The organism is Natrononativus amylolyticus (genome assembly GCF_024362525.1).
GTDB lineage: Archaea > Halobacteriota > Halobacteria > Halobacteriales > Natrialbaceae > Natrononativus > Natrononativus amylolyticus.
In genome coordinates this window covers 1468351-1488270 of record NZ_CP101458.1, presented here as the reverse complement: position 1 = coordinate 1488270, position 19920 = coordinate 1468351, and the positions used below count along the sequence as shown (strand labels likewise).

The following is a 19920-nucleotide window of genomic DNA, read 5'->3' as shown; positions in this document are numbered from 1 at the left end:
CGACCGCTCGCCAGTCGCTCGGCTGCGCCCAGTGATTACTCGTAAATCACCAGTGATCGCCGGCGACTCGTCGGCGATCACTCGTGGAGTCCGCCGACTGCGTCGTAGAACGACGAGGAGAGCGTCTCGGCCATGTCCTCCTCGCGGTCGATCCGGACGTCGACGACCGTCGGCACGTCGGCCGCCTTCGCGTCGCGGACGGCTCCCTCGAGGTCCGCGGGGTCGTCGACTCTGACGCCGTCGCCGCCGAGCGCCCGCGCGACGCCGACGAAGTCGGTGTCGTGGAACTCCGTGCCGGGCATTCCCTCGTCCATCTGCCGGACCATCCCGAGCGAGGTGTCGTTCATGACGACGAACGCGGGCGCGACGCCGCAGTCGACGGCCGTCTCGAGGGCGGTCATCGTCATGGCGAAGCCGCCGTCGCCCGCCACGCAGATGGCGTCGTTGCCGAGCAGGGCCGCGGTGACGGCTGCGGGGGCGGCCCAGCCCATCGCGCCGACGCCGCCGCTGCCGTAGTAGCTTCCGGTGTCGCGAGTCTGGAGGTAGTTGAGCAGCCAGAAGCGGTTGTTTCCGGAGTCGGCCGTGACGACGGTGTTCTCGTCGAGGACCGCCTCGACGGCCTTACAGACTCGCTGTGGTTTGATCGGCACGTCGTCGGACTCACACTCCGGAACCGAGAAGTCCTCGCGGGCGGTCGCGGCGCGCTCGAGCGCCCAGCCGTTTTCGCCGGCGCCGGTCCTCGATCCGTCGACCTCGCCGTCCGCCTCCCCGGCCGCGGCGACGAGGGCGGCGAGCGTTTCTCGAGCGTCGCCGATCAGGCCAACGTCGGCGGGGTAGACCCAGCCCGCGTTACGCGAGTCGACGTCGGCGTGGAGGATCGTCTGCTCGTCGGGGCGGATGAACGACTCCGCCTGCCAGTTCGAGTCCATCGGGTTCAGCCGACAGCCGACGACCAGCAGGACGTCGGCCTCGCTGACGACCCGGTTGGCCCCCTCGTGGCCGAACGAACCGATGACGCCGGCGGCGCGCTCGTGGGTCTCCGGAATCGTCGACTTCCCGAGGTAGGAGGTCGCGACGACCGCGTCGTAGGTCTCGGCGGCGGCCTCGAGTTCGTCGTAGGCCTCGGCGGCGTGAACGCCGTTTCCGGCGAGGATCACCGGCCGGTCGGCCGCCACGAGGGCGTCGTGGGCCGCCTCGACGTCGCCGTCGGTCGGCTTCGACTCCCAGTTTCGCACCTGCTTTCCGTCGTCCCAGACGGCGGGGGTCGACTCGTCGGGAAATGAGTCCGTGACGGCGTTCCCGTCGAGGATCACCGCGCAGGGACCGTTGCGGCCGGCGGTCGCGTGCTTGAACGCGAGCTGGACGCTGCGAACGGTTTCGGTGGGGGTTCGGGGAAACCACCACTCCTTGGTGATTCCGTCGAGGATCTTCGGGAGCGAGAGCCCGCCGTAATCCCCGCGGGACTGCTGGTAGGGTGCGAGCGTCGAGTAGTCCCCGCGCTCGGAGGCTTCGGTGAGGACGACCATCGGCGAGGACCCCAGTCGGGCCTCCATCTGTCCGATCGCGCCGAGGCTGCCGATCCAGGGTCCCTGACCGGCGAGCACGGCGGGGGAGCCGGTCATCCGGCCGTACGCCTCGGCCATCACGCTCGCTTCGCGCTCGTCGCGCGGACGGATTACGGAGACGTCGGTTTCGCCGTGGCCGATCGATTCGAACAACTCGATCGCGCGCCCGCCCGGGTAGCCGAAGACGTACTCGACCTCGAGCGCCTCGATCGTCTCGAGGATCCGATCGGCGGTCGTGCGACCGGTGGCTGGCGGGTCGTCTGCTGGGTCACGGCCGTCGTTTGCGTCGCGGTCGTCGCTCATACTGTCTCGTCGAGCTGAACCGTCTCCTCGACGATCAGCCGTTCGCTGCGTTCCATGTCCACGAACTCGGCGGCGTCGTCCTGGACGGCCTGGCCGGCGTCGGACTCGAATGCGGCGCCGAGAGCGCCCATGTCGTCGAAGTACAGCTCGACGATCCCGTCGTGACTCGACTGTTCGGGATCGGTCGGAACCGACGTCGTGTACCTTCGGAGTCCCGGAAGTTCCGAAGCCAGTTCGGCGTGATCGCCCGTCCAGCGCTCGACGAACTCCTCGTGGCTCAGCCCCTCCCTGCGAACCAGCACGTTGACGAACTTGATCATGGCTCGTCCGTGGGGTCTTCGGGCCGGTTCTTTGCTCTGTCGGTTCGCAAGAATTGCCACGGAGCGGCTTCGAACGGACCCGCGGATCGATACGCTAAGGACCAGTGGGCCGATGTGCTACGGACCAGTGGATCGATGCGCTATCGGCGCGATGAAACGGGGTTACTGGCGTTACTGTCGGCACGGTGTACTGGCGTTACTGTCGGCGCACAACGTTCTTTCCGGGTCGAGTAAATTTCAGTAGTTATCTACAATCCGAGTACTATATCGGACGTCGTTTTTCCGTTAAGCACCCCCACTCGAGCGTTTACGAATCACCATACGCAGGTAGGGTGGTGATTAAATCGGCGCGCACGCAGGCGAGGATCACTCGGGTTTATGTATCAGGGTGATGGTGGGTCCACTGTATGTCCGAAACCGGGACGGAGCCCCCCTCACCGGTCCGCCGGCTTCCCGATCCAGCGCGCGCACCGAACGTCCGTCACAATCCGTCGCTCGCGGAGTTGCGCGAACTCGCGACGCCCGACGAGACGAAGACCGAGTTCGGGTCGCCGTCGTACGTCAGCGAGTTCCGCTCGCGCAGCGCGGATCTGACGAAAAACGACATCGACGACGAGTTCGGTCCCGACGATTACGCAATCGTCGACCGGGCCGTCGACACGGCGTCCGAGCGCGAGATGCTCTGTATGGACCGCCTGATGGGCCGCCACCCCGATGCGACGTTCTGCTGTCGGCTGTTCGTTCCCGTCGAGTACGCCCGGATCGCCCTCGCCTGGGCGAACCTGTTCGAACCGACCGACGGGCGAGAGCCCGACCTGTACACGATCCAGCTCCCCGATCACGACGAGACCGCGATTCGCGTCCTCCCCGACGACGGGTTCACGGCCGTCCTCGGCAGCGACTACACCGGCGAGGCGAAGAAGTCCTTCCTCAGGCTGTTCATGTACCGGGTGAAGCAACTCGGCGGGCTCGGCCTGCACGCCGGCAGCAAGCGCGTTCGCGTCCGAGACGGCGACGGCGAGATGCGAATCGTCGGCCAGCTGTTCATGGGGCTCTCGGCGACCGGGAAATCGACGCTTACCTCACACGGCTGCTGGCTCGAGGAGCCCGAAGACGCGGTCATGCTGCAGGACGACGTCTGCGCGCTGTTGCCCGACGGCTCCGTCGCCGGCAGCGAGGGGCAGGGACTGTTCATCAAGACCATCGGCCTCTCCGAGGACGAACAGCCCGGCCTCTACCGCGCGGCGACCGCCGACTCCGCGATCCTCGAGAACGTCGACGTCGACGCCGACGGCTCGGTCGACTTCGATTCGGATCGGTACACCGCGAACTCGCGGGCGATCGTCCAGCGCGACGAACTCGAGAGCGCCGATCCCGAGATCGACCTCGATCGGGTCGATCAGGTGTTTTTCATCACGCGGAACCCGCTGATGCCGCCGGTCGCGAAACTCGACGAGGAGCAGGCGGCGGTCGCGTTCATGCTCGGCGAGTCGATCGAGACGAGCGCCGGCGACCCGGAGCGCGCCGGCGAGTCGATCCGCGTCGTCGGCACGAACCCGTTCATCGTCGGCCCGCAGGGTGAGGAGGGGAACGCCTTCCGCGATCTCATCGCGGCGCTCGACGTCGACTGCTACGTCATCAATACCGGCTACCTCGGCGACGAGTCGAATGACGTCGGCGTCAGGGAGTCCGTGACGATCCTCACGGAGGCCGCTCGCGGCACCATCGAGTGGACACGCGACGAACGAACCGGGCTGACGATTCCCGCGAGCGTTCCGGGAATCGACATCGACCAGTACGCCGTCCCCGACCACGTCGACGACTACGACAATGCCGCCGCGACACTCCGGCGCGAGCGACGGGAGTACCTCGAGTCGTTCGACCGGCTCGATCCCGAGATCAGGGACGCGGTGTACTGAGCGAACGGAGTCGCCACCGTCAATCGGCTCCGAAGAACTGATCACCAGCACCAGACCGGGTCGTTTGATCTGAGCCGAAGAACTGGTCGTTCGGTCCGAAACGCGCCCGTGTCCACGGCAGAGTTTGCCGAGCAGGAACACCGTTATATGTGTGTAGTTCACATACCCGGCAATGAGTGTACGACTTCACAAGCCGACTACCCGCGTCTGCGAGCGATGCGGCCGAACCGAACGCTGGGACGAGCAACTCGACGCCTGGCAGATCGCTCGAGAGGACGATCGGAAGCTAACCGGAAACGCCCACTGTATCCACGAGTGGGACATCAACGGCACGTTCAACCCGATCGACGGCTCCTGAAAACCGTCTCGAGTTCGCCGTGCGTCTCGACCCGTCACAAGTTTCTCGCCGTGCGTCTCGACCCATCACAAGTTTTCTGACGAGTCCGTGACCCTGATCTCGTAATTCAGTCGTCTGTGATGATCCACTCCGCCGTGTGAGGGGGTTGCGATCCCTCCCCACCCCACCGTGTCGAGTGTTCTGGTGGCGGGTCCGACGGGGGCGGTAGCGAATCCCCTCACTCCCCTCCTTTCACTCTACCCACTCACCCCACCGTGTCGAGTGTTTGTACGAGACCACCCGTCGGGGCCGTAGCGCACACCGAGACCCCACCGCGTCCAGTGTTCTTGCGACGGGCACCGGAGGACAAAGATCAGCTACGATTCCGTTCGTTTACCTTCACAGTCCGTCATGCGTCACAGTATTTCACAGTGCGGCACAGTATTCCGTATCTCGACATTCCGTATCTCGACGATCTGTTTTCTGGAGATGAATTGGTTTCTGTTCATCAATCTGATTCGGTTCGTTTCTAGGTCGGTTCGCATGGCTCGAGACGCGAAACCGAAACACCATTACGGCCCTACCGGAAACACCACGAGACACCCACAGTGTACCGATAGGAACACTCGACAGAGTGGGGTGGGTGGACGCCCATCATATCGGAACACATGACACACACGACACGGTGGTTTTATATATTGTTGACGTCCGAGTGGAACACATGCCGCTCTTCGATCGGGACACGTCGATCTTCTCCGACGAGGACGTCCTGCGGGAGGACTACCAGCCGGAGTCCATCCAGGAGCGAGACGAGGAGATCGACGCCTACATGGCGACCCTCCAGCCCGTGATCAACGGCGCACAGCCGCGAAATCTCTTTTTATACGGCAAGGCGGGCGTCGGAAAGACCGCCGTAACGCGCTATCTCCTCTCGCACCTCGAGCGCGACGTCGACGCCTACGACGACGTCGAGCTCACGGTCGTCTGGCTGAACTGCAACAACCTCTCATCGTCGTACCAGGTCGCGGCCAACCTCGTCAACGAACTCCGCCCGCCGGGACGGCAGATCAGCACCACCGGCTACCCCCGGCAGACGATCTTCGACATGCTGTACGACGAACTCGAGTCGATCGGCGGCACGGTCCTCATCGTCCTGGACGAGATCGATCACATCGGCAACGACGACGGCATCCTCTACGAACTCCCGCGGGCGCGAGCGAACGGCTACCTCTCGGACGTCAAACCCGGGATCATCGGCATCAGCAACGACCTCAGCTTCCACGACAGCCTCTCGCCGAAGGTCAAAGACACCCTCTGCGAGGAGGAAGTTCACTTCCCGCCGTACACCGCCGGGGAGCTACAGGCGATCCTCGAGCAGCGCGCCGGGAACGCGCTATACGACGCCGCCTACGGCGATAACGTCCTCTCGCTGTGTGCCGCGCTCGCCGCCCAGGACACCGGCAGCGCGCGTCAGGCGCTCGATCTGCTCTACAAAGCGGGCGACATCACCCGCTCGGAGGACGAGACGACGATCACCGAAACGCACGTTCGAGACGCCCAGCAGGCCCTCGAGCGCGGCCAGATCAGACAGGGGATGATGGAGCTCACCCGCCACGGCCACCTCTCGCTCGCCGCCGCACTCAGCCTCGCGATCGAAGAGGAGACGCCGGCTCGAGTCCGCGAAATCTACCCTCAGTACTCCGAGATCGCAGAGCGGTTCGGAACGAAACCGCTCGTCCGCCGGCGAATGCACGACCACCTCGCCGACCTCGCGATGCAAGGCATTCTGAAGCGGTACACGAGAAACCACGGTCGTTCGGGTGGTCAGTACTACGAGTACGACCTCGACGTCACCCTCGAACTCGCACTCGACGTCGTCGACGGCCTCGACGACGTGGATCTCTCGGTCGACGCGGTTCGGACCGCGAAGCGCCGCGGTCTCCACTGACTCCCTTCGCGGCTCTCTCTATTCGCGGCACTCTTTCTCTCTCCTCGTCTCCGTTCTCCCGAACACTCGACACGGTGGGGTGGGAGGGTCCGGCGTAGCTCGCTCGAGGCGGCAGGACGATTCGACGTGGCACACTTCCTCGGGGAACGAATCCAGCTCGGACCCCGACTCTCTCACCGGAGAAACACTCGACACGGTGGGGTGGGAGGGGTCGGGAGATCCATCCGCATCACCTTCGCAGAGCCTCGGCCGTCGCCACGGACCCGCTCCGGCGGTGGCCGTCCACGCTTTTTTGCTGCCGGCCCGTAGTCCCGGCCGATACCATGCCGACTGTGTACATCACGACCCCGCCGGAGGCAGCCGAGACGCTGGTCGAGACGCTTCTCGAGGAACGACTCGCCGCCTGCGTCAATCGGCTTCCAACGAAATCGACGTACCGGTGGGAGGGCGAGATCCACCGCGACGAGGAGGCGCTCCTCCTGGCGAAGACGACCGCCGAGGCGTACCCCGACCTGGTCGACCGGGTCCGGGAGATCCACCCGCACGACGTCCCGTGCATCGAGCGCTTCGACGAGGACCACGTCCTCGAGCCGTTCGCCGAGTGGCGGGACACGAGCGTTCGGTAGGTCGACGCGACGGCAACGCACGAGCGTTCGACGCCGGCCGCACGTCCGTCACCGGCGGGAAAACCGCCGTCGTCGTCGACTCCCGTCGACTGCCCGAAAAAGCAACCCTTAAAACTCGCGCGCGGGTTCTGTGAGATATGGCTGGAACCATCGAAGTGCTCGTCCCGGGCGGGCAGGCCAATCCTGGCCCGCCGCTCGGCCCCGAGCTCGGACCGACGCCCGTCGACGTGCAGGCGGTCGTCAACGACATCAACGAACAGACCGCCGCGTTCGACGGCACCGAAGTACCGGTCACCGTCGACTACGAGGACGACGGCTCCTACAGCATCGACGTCGGTGTTCCGCCGACGGCCGCGCTCGTCAAGGACGAGGCCGGTTTCGACACCGGGAGCGGCGAGCCCCAGAAGGACTTCGTCGCCGACCTCTCGATCGACCAGGTCAAGAAGATCGCCGAACAGAAGAAGCCGGACCTGCTCGCCTACGACACGAAGAACGCGGCCAAGGAAGTCGTCGGCACCTGCGCCTCGATGGGCGTCACCATCGAGGGCGTCGACGCCCGCGAGTTCAAGGCGAAAGTCGACGACGGCGAGTACGACGACGCCCTCGCCGAGTAAGCTTCGAAGTTCCTCTCGACCACTTTTCGACGGTATCGACGCCCGACGGGAGTCGGTACTCTCGAGACTCGAGCAGAGCCAGAGCGAAAACGACCGCAGTATCAGACCTTTTCAGCCGGCGGAACCACCCGCTCCTCCCGGTAGCCGAGTCCACCGCCGCCGATCAACCCGCGAACGCCGGCACCGACGCCGACGGCGGCCGCGAGCGAAGTCGCCGCGAGGAAGACGACGGGGACCGCCGTGAAGAGCGCGCTCAACGCGGCGCCAGCGACGACCCACGCCCACAGCGCTTCGACGCCGATCCGGTGTGCGATGGCGGCACCGAACGCGATGTAACCGAGCGCGGTCCAGGCCGGTAACAGCGTCACCGTGAGGACGACGAGAGGCATTCCGAAGAAGACGCCGAGGTTCGTTCCGCTGATCAACACGCCCGTCGCGAGCAGTCCGACCAGGACCGTCGCACCGGGGAGACCGATACAGAGGGAGATTATCGGACTCCGCCGCGAGACCCCGAGCGTGTTCGTTCCGTACCCCGGAAGCAAGCCAAGGACCAGCGCCCCGAGAACGAGCGTTGCCAACCCGTGTACAACCATCGTTTCGGGCGTCGAGAGCCCCTGATACCCTTCTACCAGTCCCCGATGGGTGACCGGCGATCCAGTCGGGTCGCTCCCCATCAAATATAACGTTAGTGGCCGCATATCTGTAACATAGAATCTATATTAGAAATGTATTTCGGTGACTAATCGCGGGTGGTTACTCGCCGAAGTCGACGACCTCAGTTTCCGGGTATAGCTTTAGGGAGCCGTACGGTGTACTGTCGGTCGTATGTCCGAAGAAACCGAACTCGAGTACGAACAGGACCTGAGCCGTGCAGAGATCGCAGACCACCTCGAGGCGTTCGCCGAGAACCTCAGGGGCGACGACGAGATCGAGTTCGCCGTCGGCGACGACACCGTCGTCGTCAACCCGCCGGAGACGATCGAGTTCGAGGTCGAAATCGAGGACGAATCCGACGACGGGGGCGTCGAACGGAGCATCGAGTTCGAACTCGAGTGGATGCGCGGCGACGACGAGGAACCCCTCCCCGAGCGGTAGCGACGCCGTTTTTATCTCACTCGAGAGGGGGCGCCGCTTTCGTCTCACTCGAGAGGGTGCCGCTTCGGGTACGCCCTTTCCGCTCGAGAGTACGGTCTACAGCGAGAGTTCGAACGCCTCGAGCGTCGTGGCCGTCCGGAGGTGGACAACTGCACGGTCGGCCAGAAAATGCGCAACTGGCGTCCGACCGGGAAACCGACTGACACACGAGCGACTGCTTCGACGGGTTTAAGTTCGCCATGACACTCCGTTCAAAGGAGACAGGCGGATGCCTGTTTCACTGACCCGTAGGAGCAACCCTGCGTACTACGGAGGTGAACGATGGCAGATTCGGAAATCGAAACAGCGGTCACTCGCGCACTCGAGGACGCGCCCGAACGGAACTTTACCGAGACGGTGGACCTCGCGATCAACCTGCGCGATCTCGACCTCAACGAACCGTCGAACCGTGTCGACGAGTCCGTCGTCCTGCCGTCCGGAACCGGCCAGGAGACACAGATTATCGTCATTGCAGAGGGAGAAACCGCCGTCCGCGCCGAAGAGGTCGCGGACCAGGTGCTCTCGAGCAGTGACGTGGCCGATCTGGACGACGACGAGGCCAAAGACCTCGCAGACGAGACGGACTTCTTCATCGCCGAGGAGGCGATGATGCAAGATATCGCCCGGCACCTGGGTACCATTCTCGGTCCCCGGGGGAAGATGCCGGACCCCCTCAGTCCCGACGACGACGTCGTCGAGACCGTCAACAGACTCAAGAACACCGTGCAGATCCGCTCGCGCGACCGTCGGACGTTCCACACGCGCGTGGGCGCCGAAGACATGAACGCGGAGGAGATCGCCGACAACATCGACGTCATCCTCCGCCGTCTGCACGCGGACCTGGAAAAAGGGCCACAGAACATCGACTCCGTCTACGTGAAGACGACGATGGGCCCGTCCGTGGAGGTGGCCTGAGATGAGCGCCGAAGCAGAACGCAAGACCGAGAACCTTCCCCAGTGGAAAAAGGAGGAGGTCGGCGAACTCGAGGCCCTCATCGAGGAGTACGAGAGCATCGGCATCGTCGGTATCACCGGCATTCCGAGCAAGCAGCTCCAGGACATGCGCCGCGAGCTCCACGACATCGCTCGCTTGCGCGTGAGCCGCAACACGCTGCAGGTTCGCGCGCTCTCCGACGCCGGCCTCGACGACCTCGTCGAGGAAGTCGAGGGACAGGTCGGCATCATCGCCACGAACGACAACCCGTTCGCGCTGTACAAGGAACTCGAGGCGTCGAAGACGCCGGCTCCGATCGGCGCGGGCGAAATCGCCCCCAACGACATCGTGATCCCCGAAGGGGACACGGGCGTCGACCCGGGGCCGTTCGTCGGCGAACTCCAGCAGATCGGCGCCAACGCCCGGATCGAGGACGGCTCGATTCAGGTCATGGAGGATTCGCAGGTGTTAGACGCCGGCGAGGAAGTCTCCCAGGACCTGGCGAACGTCCTCAACGAGCTCGGCATCGAGCCGAAGGAGGTCGGACTCGACCTCCGCGCGGTGTACTCCGAGGGCGTCCTCTTCGACCCCGCGGACCTCGACATCGACGTCGAGGCCTACGAGAGCGACGTGGCGACGGCCGCCGCACGCGCCCGGAACCTCGCCGTCAACGCGAGCTTCCCGACCGCGGCGACGATGCCGACGCTCATCGCGAAGGCCACGGGCGAGGCCAAGAGCCTCGGCCTGCAGGCCGCCATCGAGGACGAAGAGCTCATGCCCGACCTCGTCAGCAGGGCCGACGCACAGCTCCGTGCGCTCGCCGCTCAAATCGACGACGAGGAGGCACTCCCGGAAGAACTCCAGGGCGTCGAGGCGCCCGCTGCCCCCGCAGCCGAGCCCGACGCGGACGAATCGACTGACGAAGACGAGACCGACGCAGCCGACGCGGACGACGACGAAGACGACGAAGACGACGAAGACGGCGCGGCAGGTCTCGGTGCGATGTTCGGCTAATCGAGGTAGACAACAATGGAATACGTATACGCAGCACTCATCCTGAACGAGACGGACGAAGAGATCAACGAAGACAACCTGACCGGCGTCCTCGAGGCCGCCGGCGTCGACGTCGAGGAGTCCCGCGTCAAGGCGCTCGTCGCCGCGCTCGAGGACGTCGACATCGACGAGGCGGTCTCCGAGGCCGCCGCCGTCCCCGCTGCCGGTGCCGCCGCAGGCGGCGCAGCCGCGGGCGGTGACGAGGGCGAGGAGGAAGCCGAAGAAACCAGCGACGTTCCGGACACGACGGACGACGACGAGGACGACGAGGACGACAGCGCCGGCGGCGAGGGCCTCGGCGAACTCTTCGGCTGAGCCGCAACGCGACGATTTCGACACATCTTCCGTTCTTTCGACGCCGCGTCTCGAGCACCGGCTCTCGGCGGTGGACGGAGCACTCATCTCGAGCACGGCTCAAACGGCCACTCTCGAGCGCGGCTCGAAAACGAACTCCCCTCAGGCGACGCTCGAAAACGGACTCCCCCTCGAGCGAACGTTGAAGTCGGATGGGGCGGCCAGACCCCTCGATGGTCGTCTCCGCCCTCGAGTTCGCCGCCGATCCCGCGTTTTCCCTGCACCTCCTGGCCTGGGTCGCCGCCGGGGCGGCGCTGGGTTCGCTGAGCGGGTTGGTTCCCGGCCTCCACGCGAACAATTTCGCGCTGTTGCTGGCGGGGGTCGCCCCCGCCGTTCCCGGCCCGCCGCTGTTCGTCGGCGTCGCCATGCTCTCTGCGGGCGTCGTTCACACCTTCCTGAACGCCGTTCCGGCGATGGCGCTCGGGGTTCCAGACGCGGAGATGGCAGTCACCGCCCTGCCCGGCCACCAGCTGGTTCTCGAGGGCCGCGGTCACGAGGCGATCCGCCTCTCGGCGGTCGGGAGTATCCTGGCGGTGGTCGCCGCAGTTCCGCTCGCGATTCCGATCACGTGGGCGGTAACGGCCGCGTACCCGACGATCAGGTCGAATCTCTCGGTGGTCCTTGCGCTGGTCGTGCTCGGCCTCGTCGCCTCCGAGTACACCTGGGAGCGCCGGTTCGCCGGCCTGCTCTCGTTCGGGCTCGCCGCCGTGCTGGGCTCGCTCACCCTCGATCTCTCGCCGGACGCGCCGCTCGAGGCAGGCGGGATGCTCGCGCCGCTGTTCGCGGGGCTGTTCGGCGCTCCCGTCCTCGTCGACGCGATCCGCGGCGGCGGCGTGCCGCCCCAGGAGGGCGGTACGATCAGGATGTCGCGCCCGCTGTTGCTCGCGACGGCGGTCGCCGGTGCGCTCGCGGGCGCCGTCGTCGGCTACATTCCCGGGATCTCGGCGGCGATCGCCGCCGTGGCGGTGCTGCTGTTCATCCCGACCGGCTCGGTCGGTCCCGACAACCGGAGCTACATCGTCGCGACGAGCGGGGTCGATACGGCGAACACCATCTTCGCGCTGTTCGCGCTCGTCGCCATCGGTCAGCCGCGAACGGGCGTGATGGTCGCCTTCGAGAGCGCGAACGCGCCGCTCGAGCTACCCGTTCTCGTCTCGAGCGTGGTTCTCGCCGGCGTCGTCGGCTTCGTCCTCGTGATCCTCGTCGGGGATCGGTATCTCACACTCGTCGGAAGGGTCGCCTACTGGAAGATCTCCGCGGTCGTACTCGGACTCCTGCTCGTCCTCTCGTACCTGTTTACGGGTCCCCTCGGAATCGTCGTCTTCGCCGTTGCCGCTGCGGTCGGGATGGTCCCGGTTCGGCTGCGCGCCCGTCGCGTTCACCTGATGGGGGTCCTGATCGGGCCGTTGCTGTTCGGATGACGCCGCGGTGACAACAACTATACTCGATCCGACGTAACTTCGGGTGAGCAACCCGTGATCGAACGCTTGGGGCGGATCGTTCGCCGACTGGTAGGAGCCGAGGGAGACACCGACTCGAGCGATCGGACCGATCGCGACTCCTCGAAACCGACCGGGAACGACGACCGCGTCTCCGGGTCGGGCGAGCCGATCCTCGACGAAGTGTACGGCCAGCCGGGGCAGCACCGGGCGCTGGATCGAATCACCGAGCGGGCGGACGAACTCGCCGACGAACAGGGGATCGACCTCGACGACGGCGGTCCCTGAGTACACTCGACGACGTGGGGTGTGCGAGACGGGTGCACTGTCGACCCTGGAAAGACAACGGTTAAAAGCGCCCGGACGGAACGTGGGTGTATGAGTACGACGGACGACCACGGCTCGCGTTCCTGCATCTCCTGCGGGATCAACATCGCGGGGACGAACGCGGCCGCGTTCAAGTGTCCCGACTGCGGGAAACAGATCTACCGCTGTGCGAAGTGTCGCAAGCAGAGCAACCTCTATGAGTGTCCCGACTGTGGGTTCACCGGTCCATAACCATGGGAAAAGTAGCTGCCAAAATCAAGGTCATGCCGCAGAGTCCGGACGTCGACCTGGATGAACTCCAGGAGCGTCTCGAGAGCGCGCTCCCCGAGGGTGCGAAGATCAACGGCGTCGAGCGCGAGAACGTCGCGTTCGGTCTCGTCGCGCTCTACCCGACCGTGATCGTCCCCGACGGCTCCGGCGGAACCGAGGGCGTCGAGGAGACGTTCTCGGAGGTAGAGGGCGTCGAAAGCGTCGGCGTCGAGAACGTCGGTCGAATCTAGTTTTCCGCCGAACGGGCGGTTTGCCCGTCCGTACCGCGAGAATCCGTCGATTCTTCGTCCGTGTCGGATAGCACTGCGCGACGGGCGTTTCGTCTCGGAACACGGGATTGCGAGTCTTGGAGAAGCAGATGTGCGAGTTTCTTGACACCCGTCTCGAGAGGGGGCCGGAACCTGATACGGGTGCTGCGGGTCGACGCGGCGATACACCTAAATTTGCGTCTCGCCAATCGTGGGCTATTCGATGAGTTACGAGGGTCGGTGGTCCGACGTCGACGAGGACCCATCCCTAGCTGTTCGTGAACGAGAACTCCCCGATTCGGTCGTCTCACTGGTCGACGACTACGACCGAATCGTCGACGGCCGAGACAGGTACCTCTGGCGGTGGCTCTCTCGATTGTTTCCCGAGTTCAGGCTCTCTTGCGTCGAACCGCTCCACGTTCGACAGACTCATGATGCCAAACTGTTCGCCTCCATCTTCGTCGCGGTCGTCGACGACGTCGCCGAACGGGACGGCGACCGCGAGACGCTCGAGGAGGCGGCGAAAATCCCGTTCGACCACCAGACGGCGAACCTGGATCGCGACGGCGTCCGACCGGAGTTGCTCGCGTTCCTCCAAGAGACCTGGGCGGCGTTTTCCGAAACGATCGGGGGGAGTCCACGTCTCTCGGAGTTCGACGAGATACTGTCGTTCGACCTGAAACAGGTCGTCACCGCGATCGAGTACTCCGCGCTCGCGAACCAGCACCTCGACCTCGTCTCCGAATACGAACTCTGTCGCTACGACGTCAACAACATGATGGTGTTCGTCTACGCCGATATCGACCTCCTCTTCGCGCCGGCGTTCGACAGGAGCGATCTCTCGACCCTGCGACGGCTGGTAACCCACGCCCAGCGGTTGGCTCGCATCGGTAACTGGATCACGACCTGGCGGCGGGAACTCACGGAGGGGGACTGCAGTTCCGCTGTCGTCATCTCGGCGCTGGAGCGCGATCTGGTGTCGATCGACGACCTTCGAGCGATTCAGCGAGACCCGTCCGAGGAGCACGTCGCCGTCGTCTCACAGGCGATCGAAGAACACGACGTCGTGTCGCGGTTCTTCAGGCAGTGGCACCACGAGTACAGGGTTGCGAAGCGACTCGCCCCCGAGATAGAGACGGTCGACGTCCCCGCGTATCTGAACGGATTTGAAACCGTCTTCGAGTATCACCTCGCCAGCGAGGGGCTGAAGTAGTCGTTCCGGTATAGCACACGACAGAAATCATGCCTGACCACGAATCGGAACCCGAAATGGCTGTCGGCCCGAACGCCTCCACTCACGAGGTTCTCATGGAGTCGGTACGGAGGGCTGCGCTCCTCGCGGAGCTTCGGTCGGCGCCGGCCGACGCCGGCGACCTGGAGGACTCGCTCGACATCTCGCGGTCGACGGTTCACCGGGCGACGAACACCCTGCTGGAACTCAACCTGCTCCAGCAGTCGAACGGGAAGTACGAACTCACCGGTGTCGGGGAGTTCGTCGCCGACGAGACGCAGGCGTACAGGAACCGCGTCGGCTCCGCGCTCTCACTCGAGCCGTTTTTAAACCTGGTCGACGTCGACGACGTTCCGGTCCAGCACTTCAGCGAGGCCGACGTGATCCTGCCCCAGCCCCGTCAGCCACACTTCTCCGTTCGGCGAATCATCGAACTGATCCAAAGCTCGGACACGCTGGGTATCCTCTCGACCGTTATCTCTCCGTTCTACGTCGACGTCGCCCATCGCGAGATGCTCGACGGCATGGAGATCGAAGCCGTGTTCGACGAGGAGATCATCGACATCGTTCTCGAGGAGTACGAACGCGAGGCGCTCGAGGCGTTCGAGACCGGTCGGTTTCACGTCCACGTCCACCCGGACGTGCCGTTCGAACTGTTTCTCTTCGACGACAGAATCGGGATGGCGGCACACGACGAGAACGGCATCGCACGCGTCTTCGTGGAGACGGACGATCCGAACGCGATCGACTGGGCGAGTTCCCTGTACGAACGACACCTCGCGGAGTCCCGGCCCGTCGCCGGAACGAGCGACTGAGCCGCGAGTTTCACTGATGGGTTCGATCTCAGAAGTGAGATAGACCCCGGACGTCAAACTTCTGTCTCCATTGGGAGTGTTTCGGGGGACACCATCGATGTCAGAGGTAGCTATAAACACGAACGAAGGGAACCACGTGGTGTACTCGGACGGCGGCTGTCGGACACAGAACGACGGAGAGTGAGAAATTGTGGCCGCTCGATCCGGGGTACGGCTTCAAACGATGACTCCCGATACAGCTAACCCAAGCCTCGAGTACGATCCGGGGACGGGATCGTACGTCCTGCACCCTCCGATGACCGAATCGGTGAGTGTCGATATCATTTCGGCAGTAGCGCGAATCTCGGGGATCGATCCCCTGGAGATGACGCCGCTGTATTCACAAACGGATCCGGAACTCATCGAAGCGCTGTACGCGGCGCGGTGCGACGAATCGATCGAAATCGACGGACCGATCGAAATCACCGTCGCGGACTGCCGCGTCTCGATCGAACGAGACGGATCACTGCTCATCGAGCCGACACAGTGATATCGGCGGCGTCCACCGTCACCGCCGACCCGACCGCCACCGCGGAATCTACTGTCATCGCACACCCCAGCGGCAGTGCTGACTCCCACCATTGCGGAACCTACCGTCAAGGTTTATCGTTGACGGGTACAACACTCGCTCGAAAACGACGAGTCCTGTCGACCGGGACGAGAACACTACCGATGATTCACACTGACAGCGATTCGGGTCCACTCTCACTCGACGAGCTGTTCGGCCTGCTCGCGCAGAGGCGACGCCGGTACGTGCTCTACGAGCTTCGTGACCGGGACCACGTCGACGTTCGCGAACTGGCTGTCGCGATCGTCGCCCGCGAAACGAACGATCCGCCCGACAACGTCCCCGAAGAACGGATCGAACGCGTTTCGATCCGGTTGCACCACAACGATCTCCCGATGCTCCACGACGCGAAACTCCTCGAGTACGACGAGCGGCAGGGAGACGTCTCGGCGTCGACGTACTTCGAACTCGTGGAGAAGTACCTCGAGGTGGCCGAAGAAGACGAGGACGGGACGTCACTCTCGTAGTGCCGGCCGACTCACGCGAGTGCCGCGTCGATCGCTCGCTCGAGGTCGCCGATCAGATCGTCCCGGTGCTCGATGCCGACGCTGACCCGGATGAGGCTGTCGGTGAGTCCCGCCTCGATGCGCTCCTCGCGGGGGATCGCGGCGTGGGTCATCGGCGCCGGCTGTTCGATCAGGCTCTCGACGCCGCCGAGACTCTCCGCGAGCGTGAACACGTCAGTCTCTTCGACCACGGTGGACGCCTGCTCGAGCGTACCGTCGAGTTCGAAGCTCAACATCCCGCCGAAGTCGTCCATCTGCTCGGCGGCGATTTCGTGGCCCGAATGTGACTCGAGGCCGGGGTAGTACACCCGCTCGACGTCGCGGTGATCGTCGAGCCAGGTCGCGATCGCGCGGGCGTTCTCGCAGTGGCGGTCCATCCGGACGGGGAGGGTCTTCGTGCCCCGGAGGACGAGGAAGCAGTCGAAGGGGCCGGGCGTCGCACCCACCGAGTTCTGGTAGAAGCCGAAGCGCTCGTCCAGTTCCTCGTCGTTGGTCAGCAGGGCGCCGCCGACGACGTCGGAGTGGCCACCGAGGTACTTCGTCAGCGAGTGGCTCACGACGTCCGCGCCGAGGTCGAGCGGCCGCTGGAGGTACGGCGTCGCGAACGTATTGTCGATGGCACAGATCGCGTCGTGCGCGTGGGCGATCTCGGCCGCCCCCTCGATGTCGACGATCGACATCAGTGGGTTCGTGGGCGTCTCGAGCCAGAGCAGTTTCGTATTATCTCGAAAGGCCGCCTCGATCGCCTCGAGGTCGGTCATATCGACGAACGTGAACTCGACGTCGTACTGTTCGTACACCTGGGTGAAGATGCGGTGGGTGCCGCCGTAGACATCGTTGCCCGTGACGACGTGATCACCGGACTCGAGGAGGTTACAGACGGTGTTGATCGAGCCCATACCGCTCGAGAAACAGCGGCCGTACTCGGCGTTCTCGAGGGAGGCGAGGTTCGCCTCGAGGTCGGTTCGGGTGGGGTTGCCGGTCCTCGAGTACTCGTAGCCCCGGTGGTCGCCGGGGGCGTCCTGTTCGTACGTCGAGTTGGCGTGGATGGGGGTCATCAGCGCGCCCGTTTCCTCGTCTGGTTCCTGGCCGGCGTGAATCGACCGGGTCTCGATCCGGTACTCGCTGTCGTGGTCGTCCATACTCGGGGCGACAACGTGGAGGTAGGTTACGTTTGCCTTCCCGTCTGTGACGTAGGTAATATCCGAACATAGCGGGGCAAAATATCGAACTCCAGAATCAAGATTCCGGCTCGGCGAACATAATCGCCGTCAATCAGCCAGGGAGGTTGGGAGTCTGGCCATACGAGCCAGACGATGATGACCATCCGTTCGAAGACTTAGCCTTCACGGCAGTAAGCCTCGCACTAGGGCTCGCGTCGTCAAAATTGAGCTTCGGATTCTCGGCTGCGGTTGCATTAGCTTCAATGGCAGGAAGCGAGCAGAGTGATGATGGCAACACCCAGACGTTTGGGTGGACGTACACAAGCGATTTACCATGCGAAGCATCGAACTTCTGCCGCTTCACGATGGAATCTTTCGAAGGTGAAACAACAGCTCATATCCACGCAACACAGAAGACCGGTCAAGATATGGGCGGGGGCTTCCCCGAGATTTCCTTCTGGAATCAAGTCGATGCCGACCCCAACGGTGGGGGTGGGTGTGAACCAGGAGAGCCTTGCCCAGAGACGGATGACAAACCGCAGCCCGGTACTGATGAATATATGGACTATCTCAACCGATCGGAAAACTTCCTGAAAGTCACGGCCGAGGAGCACCCCTGGAGATCGGCCGAAGAGATTGAGGATCGAGACGGTCCCTTCTACATCTCCCTCAACCCAAGGGTAAGCGGAGGAGTTATAAAGTAGCAGATCACCAACTTTTGATCACATGGATGATAATAATAGCTCAAGCGTGCCGCGTCGCACGGTTTTGGCGGCAATGCCCGTGGGATTAGCTGGTTGTACCAGTCGTCTCACTGGTGGAAGTGACTCGGATGACGAGACGTTCCTCGGGATTGTCGATATTGGGAGTCGTTACGACAACCCACTGACGGTCGACATGCAGGTAGAGTGGGAAGAAGAGACCGTCCTCGACGACACGTTCGAGATCGAAGCGTACGATGAATCGGAAAGAGAGATGGGAGGGATCGTTCCCGAACGGACGTGGCCGGATGAGAAGGGGCAGTGGAGCGTTTCTTCTCGCGTCGAAGGTGACTCCGACTGGCTCACGACAGATCCCGCCCAGCACGAGTATCCGGACTGTTTGTCTGTGCGGATTCGACTCGACCCGAACGGATTCCATGAACACCTTGTCGGCACCCAGCCTGAACAGTGCTCTGACGAAATGATCGAAGTCAATCAGGATTGATCTACCCACTCGATCTATAGCCAGTCATCCCGACTGACTTCCCCGCGCACGATGCTGATTCTACTCGTGAACTGTCCAGATCAGCGAGCCCTTCAATCGATTATTTCATCAGGGACACGTCCAGAGACGATGGCGAATAACCCACATCCATTCGAGTAGCACCGTACTCACCCCGCTGGTTCGACGCAGACGAACACGCCGAACCGATTGCGACTGTGTCGCAGTCAGCAGGCGGAGAGACAAGACGTGCGTTTTATAACCGTCACCGAACAACTGCGTCGTACGACTATGCCGAACTCGAACGGACCTCGTCAGGGAACCCGCAAAAAGCTCGCGAACAAACCTCGAGAGCGCGGGACCTCCCCGCCGCAGCGCGCGATTCAGGAGTACGACGTCGGACAGAAAGTCCACCTCAAGATCGACCCGAGCGTCCCCAAGGGACGCTACCACCCGCGATTCGACGGTCAGACCGGCGAAGTCGTCGGGAAACAGGGCGACGCGTTCAAGGTCGCCATCAGCGACCGCGGCAAGGAGAAGACGCTGATCGTGACCGCGGCCCACCTGCGCGGCCAGAACGAGAAATCGAACCTGGACCGGTAGGATGACGATCTTCAAAGAGATCGTCGACGAGGAGTTCCTGACGGTCTCGGAGACGAAGGAACTGCTCGCCGACATCGAGGCCGAGCGCGCGCTCGACGAGGAGCGAGAGCTGCGCTACGAGCTCGCGCGTGCGATCGAGCACGTCAACCGGTTTACCGTCCTCGACCCCGAGGACGCACAGGCGCTCGTCGACGACTTGCAGGAACTCGAGAAAGTCGACGAGCCGACCGCCTACAAGATCACGAACCTCCTCCCCCAGGACAGAGACGAACTCCGGTCGGTGTACGCCCAGCAGCGCTACACCCTCTCGGGTGAGGAACTGGACGAGATCCTCAACGTCGTCTCGCAGTACGCCTGAGAGCGGGCAGACTCTTTAAGTACGCCGTTACCGTACCCAGAAA

At 63.8% G+C, this 19920-nt stretch carries 25 protein-coding genes; 21 read left to right on the top strand and 4 right to left on the bottom strand.

Annotation, left to right across the window (positions count from 1 at the left end; genetic code table 11):
• Positions 1-77: 77 nt before the first annotated feature.
• Both NMQ11_RS07850 and NMQ11_RS07845 read right to left on the bottom strand, forming a co-directional pair.
• Positions 78-1868: a thiamine pyrophosphate-binding protein gene (locus NMQ11_RS07850; RefSeq protein WP_255170850.1), complete on the bottom strand. Its 1791-nt coding sequence runs from the start codon at positions 1866-1868 to the stop codon at positions 78-80.
• A complete protein-coding gene (locus NMQ11_RS07845) occupies positions 1865-2188 on the bottom strand; it encodes an EthD domain-containing protein (RefSeq protein ID WP_255170849.1) in 324 nt (107 codons plus the stop codon). The genes NMQ11_RS07850 and NMQ11_RS07845 overlap by 4 nt, the downstream gene beginning before the upstream one ends.
• A gap of 407 nt (positions 2189-2595) precedes the next feature.
• Here NMQ11_RS07845 and NMQ11_RS07840 point away from each other — a divergent pair, with 407 nt between their 5' ends.
• The 5 genes from NMQ11_RS07840 (at position 2596) to NMQ11_RS07820 (ending at position 7632) form a co-directional block, all read left to right on the top strand.
• Entirely contained in the window at positions 2596-4107 is a 1512-nt protein-coding gene (locus NMQ11_RS07840) for a phosphoenolpyruvate carboxykinase (ATP) (RefSeq protein WP_255170848.1), read from the top strand.
• 172 nt (positions 4108-4279) lie between these two features.
• Positions 4280-4465, top strand: a complete 186-nt coding sequence (locus NMQ11_RS07835; RefSeq protein ID WP_255170847.1) for an HEWD family protein — start codon at positions 4280-4282, stop codon at positions 4463-4465.
• Between the two features lie 700 nt (positions 4466-5165).
• Positions 5166-6392 (top strand): orc1/cdc6 family replication initiation protein, encoded by a 1227-nt coding sequence (locus NMQ11_RS07830; protein ID WP_255170846.1) that lies wholly within the window; start codon positions 5166-5168, stop codon positions 6390-6392.
• 323 nt (positions 6393-6715) lie between these two features.
• Positions 6716-7018, top strand: coding sequence for a divalent-cation tolerance protein CutA (gene cutA, locus NMQ11_RS07825; protein ID WP_255170845.1), 303 nt, complete (start codon positions 6716-6718; stop codon positions 7016-7018).
• A 137-nt stretch (positions 7019-7155) separates the two neighbouring features.
• Entirely contained in the window at positions 7156-7632 is a 477-nt protein-coding gene (locus NMQ11_RS07820) for a 50S ribosomal protein L11 (protein ID WP_255170844.1), read from the top strand.
• 101 nt (positions 7633-7733) lie between these two features.
• Here NMQ11_RS07820 and NMQ11_RS07815 read toward each other — a convergent pair whose 3' ends face one another.
• The gene (locus NMQ11_RS07815; RefSeq protein WP_255170843.1) at positions 7734-8306 is read right to left on the bottom strand and encodes a DUF8173 domain-containing protein; all 573 of its coding nucleotides are present in this window, start codon (positions 8304-8306) and stop codon (positions 7734-7736) included.
• Between the two features lie 151 nt (positions 8307-8457).
• On the opposite strand from NMQ11_RS07815, the gene NMQ11_RS07810 reads away from it, so the two are divergent.
• The 12 genes from NMQ11_RS07810 (at position 8458) to NMQ11_RS07755 (ending at position 16511) form a co-directional block, all read left to right on the top strand.
• Positions 8458-8727: an amphi-Trp domain-containing protein gene (locus NMQ11_RS07810; protein ID WP_255170842.1), complete on the top strand. Its 270-nt coding sequence runs from the start codon at positions 8458-8460 to the stop codon at positions 8725-8727.
• A 321-nt stretch (positions 8728-9048) separates the two neighbouring features.
• Positions 9049-9681, top strand: a complete 633-nt coding sequence (locus NMQ11_RS07805; protein ID WP_255170841.1) for a 50S ribosomal protein L1 — start codon at positions 9049-9051, stop codon at positions 9679-9681.
• A 1-nt stretch (position 9682) separates the two neighbouring features.
• Complete coding sequence (locus NMQ11_RS07800; protein WP_255170840.1) at positions 9683-10714, top strand: 50S ribosomal protein L10; 1032 nt, start codon at positions 9683-9685, stop codon at positions 10712-10714.
• Positions 10715-10729: 15 nt separating this feature from the next.
• Positions 10730-11068: a 50S ribosomal protein P1 gene (gene rpl12p, locus NMQ11_RS07795; RefSeq protein ID WP_255170839.1), complete on the top strand. Its 339-nt coding sequence runs from the start codon at positions 10730-10732 to the stop codon at positions 11066-11068.
• A 212-nt stretch (positions 11069-11280) separates the two neighbouring features.
• Positions 11281-12528: a tripartite tricarboxylate transporter permease gene (locus NMQ11_RS07790; RefSeq protein WP_255170873.1), complete on the top strand. Its 1248-nt coding sequence runs from the start codon at positions 11281-11283 to the stop codon at positions 12526-12528.
• Between the two features lie 54 nt (positions 12529-12582).
• On the top strand, positions 12583-12834 hold the full coding sequence (locus tag NMQ11_RS07785) for a hypothetical protein (protein ID WP_255170838.1): 252 nt from the start codon (positions 12583-12585) through the stop codon (positions 12832-12834).
• A gap of 90 nt (positions 12835-12924) precedes the next feature.
• Positions 12925-13104: an HVO_2753 family zinc finger protein gene (locus NMQ11_RS07780; protein WP_255170837.1), complete on the top strand. Its 180-nt coding sequence runs from the start codon at positions 12925-12927 to the stop codon at positions 13102-13104.
• 2 nt (positions 13105-13106) lie between these two features.
• Positions 13107-13373: an elongation factor 1-beta gene (locus tag NMQ11_RS07775; RefSeq protein ID WP_255170836.1), complete on the top strand. Its 267-nt coding sequence runs from the start codon at positions 13107-13109 to the stop codon at positions 13371-13373.
• Positions 13374-13614: 241 nt separating this feature from the next.
• Positions 13615-14604 carry a hypothetical protein gene (locus NMQ11_RS07770; RefSeq protein WP_255170835.1) on the top strand — a complete coding sequence of 330 codons (990 nt, stop codon included), beginning with the start codon at positions 13615-13617 and terminating at the stop codon, positions 14602-14604.
• Positions 14605-14699: 95 nt separating this feature from the next.
• Positions 14700-15437, top strand: coding sequence for a helix-turn-helix transcriptional regulator (locus NMQ11_RS07765; RefSeq protein ID WP_255170834.1), 738 nt, complete (start codon positions 14700-14702; stop codon positions 15435-15437).
• Between the two features lie 223 nt (positions 15438-15660).
• A complete protein-coding gene (locus NMQ11_RS07760; protein ID WP_255170833.1) occupies positions 15661-15966 on the top strand; it encodes a HalOD1 output domain-containing protein in 306 nt (101 codons plus the stop codon).
• A 182-nt stretch (positions 15967-16148) separates the two neighbouring features.
• Entirely contained in the window at positions 16149-16511 is a 363-nt protein-coding gene (locus NMQ11_RS07755) for a DUF7344 domain-containing protein (protein WP_255170832.1), read from the top strand.
• Between the two features lie 11 nt (positions 16512-16522).
• Here NMQ11_RS07755 and NMQ11_RS07750 read toward each other — a convergent pair whose 3' ends face one another.
• On the bottom strand, positions 16523-17692 hold the full coding sequence (locus NMQ11_RS07750; RefSeq protein ID WP_255170831.1) for a cystathionine gamma-synthase: 1170 nt from the start codon (positions 17690-17692) through the stop codon (positions 16523-16525).
• A 284-nt stretch (positions 17693-17976) separates the two neighbouring features.
• On the opposite strand from NMQ11_RS07750, the gene NMQ11_RS07745 reads away from it, so the two are divergent.
• From NMQ11_RS07745 to NMQ11_RS07730, 4 genes are all read left to right on the top strand, one after another.
• Positions 17977-18417, top strand: a complete 441-nt coding sequence (locus NMQ11_RS07745) for a hypothetical protein (RefSeq protein WP_255170830.1) — start codon at positions 17977-17979, stop codon at positions 18415-18417.
• A 22-nt stretch (positions 18418-18439) separates the two neighbouring features.
• Positions 18440-18919: a hypothetical protein gene (locus NMQ11_RS07740; RefSeq protein WP_255170829.1), complete on the top strand. Its 480-nt coding sequence runs from the start codon at positions 18440-18442 to the stop codon at positions 18917-18919.
• A gap of 288 nt (positions 18920-19207) precedes the next feature.
• Positions 19208-19519, top strand: a complete 312-nt coding sequence (locus NMQ11_RS07735) for a 50S ribosomal protein L21e (RefSeq protein WP_255170828.1) — start codon at positions 19208-19210, stop codon at positions 19517-19519.
• 1 nt (position 19520) lies between these two features.
• Positions 19521-19877 (top strand): RNA polymerase Rpb4 family protein, encoded by a 357-nt coding sequence (locus tag NMQ11_RS07730; protein ID WP_255170827.1) that lies wholly within the window; start codon positions 19521-19523, stop codon positions 19875-19877.
• Positions 19878-19920: the final 43 nt, after the last annotated feature.